At 59.6% G+C, this 1358-nt stretch carries 2 protein-coding genes; both read right to left on the minus strand.

The genetic code is table 11. The annotated features are described in order from the left end of the window. A partial coding sequence (locus tag EKA13_RS27175; RefSeq protein WP_176717500.1) for a cytochrome d ubiquinol oxidase subunit II occupies nt 1-209 on the minus strand: 209 nt, incomplete at its 3' end. Between the two features lie 10 nt (nt 210-219). After that, nucleotides 220-1358, minus strand: a 1139-nt coding sequence (locus EKA13_RS27180) for a cytochrome ubiquinol oxidase subunit I (RefSeq protein ID WP_065762029.1), incomplete at its 5' end; no start/stop codon positions are given.

A 1358-nucleotide genomic window follows, 5' to 3' on the forward strand; every position in this document is an offset into this window, starting at 1 on the left:
GCGCCACCGGCGGTGATGAACCACACCTGATTGCCATCCCAGTGCGGGGCAATGGTGTTGATCGCCACCCGCCGCTCATTGTCGGTTTTACCCACGAACGGCATGAGCGCCATGGCCCCCATGTCAAAGCCATCGGTCAAGGCGAAGCCGATCAGCAGCACGCCGATCAACACCCACCACACCAGCTTCAGTGTTTCGTAATCAAACATGATCTGCTCCTCAAGCCTTGACGGTGTGCGCGACAGCGTCACGCTCGAAGTGATAGCGCCCGGTGTGCAGGCTGGATGGGCCAAGGCGGGCAAACTTGATCATCAGGTACATCTCGATCACCAGCAGCAGGCTGTAGAAGGCGATCAGTGCCAGCAACGAGCCCATCACATCGCCCGCAGACAGCGACGAGGTCGAGAGGTGAACCGGCAGCACTTCGGCAATCGACCACGGCTGACGACCGTGCTCGGCGACCACCCAACCGGTCTGGGCGGCAATCCACGGCAGTGGCAGGCTGCACACGGCAAACTTGAGCAGCCATGGCTTGTTCTCGGCATTACGCTTGATCGAGGCCCAGGCGGCCAGCACGAACAGCACCAGCATCAGGAAACCGGAGGCCACCATGGCGCGGAAGCTCCAGAACATGGTGAAGACATTCGGAATGGTGTCTAGCGAGGCTTGCTTGATATGCGCTTCGCTGGCGTCGACCACGCTCGGGGTGTACTTCTTCAGCAGCAGGCCGTAGCCGAGGTCTTTTTTCACCTCATTGAACGCGGCGATATTGGCCTCGCTCTTGTCGCCATGACGCAGCTTCTCCAGCAGGCCATAGGCGATCATGCCGTTACGAATGCGCACCTCGTGGTGAGCGATCAGGTCCTTGATGCCAGTGACCTGCTTGTCCACCGAACGCGTTGCGATGATGCCCATCACGTACGGGATCTTCACCGCATAGTCGGTACGCTGCTGTTCCTGGTTCGGCAAGCCAAACAGGGTGAACGCAGCAGGCGCCGGTTCGGTTTCCCATTCGGCTTCAATCGCGGCCAGCTTGGTCGTTTGTACATCACCGATCTCGTAGCCGGATTCATCACCCAGCAGGATCACCGAAATGGTCGAGGCCAGGCCGAACACTGCGGCAATCGCAAACGAGCGACGGGCAAACGCCAGGTCACGTTTCTTCAGCAGGTAGTAGCTGGAGATCGCCAGCACGAACACGGCGCCTGTCACATAACCGGCAGAGACGGTGTGAACGAACTTCACCTGCGCGACCGGGTTGAACAGCAGCGCGCCGAAATTGGTCAGCTCCATGCGCATGGTTTCAAAGTTGAACTCGGCACCCACCGGGTTCTGCATCCAGCCGTTGGCGATCAGGA

It is taken from the genome of Pseudomonas defluvii (genome assembly GCF_001695625.1).
Taxonomy (GTDB): domain Bacteria; phylum Pseudomonadota; class Gammaproteobacteria; order Pseudomonadales; family Pseudomonadaceae; genus Aquipseudomonas; species Aquipseudomonas defluvii.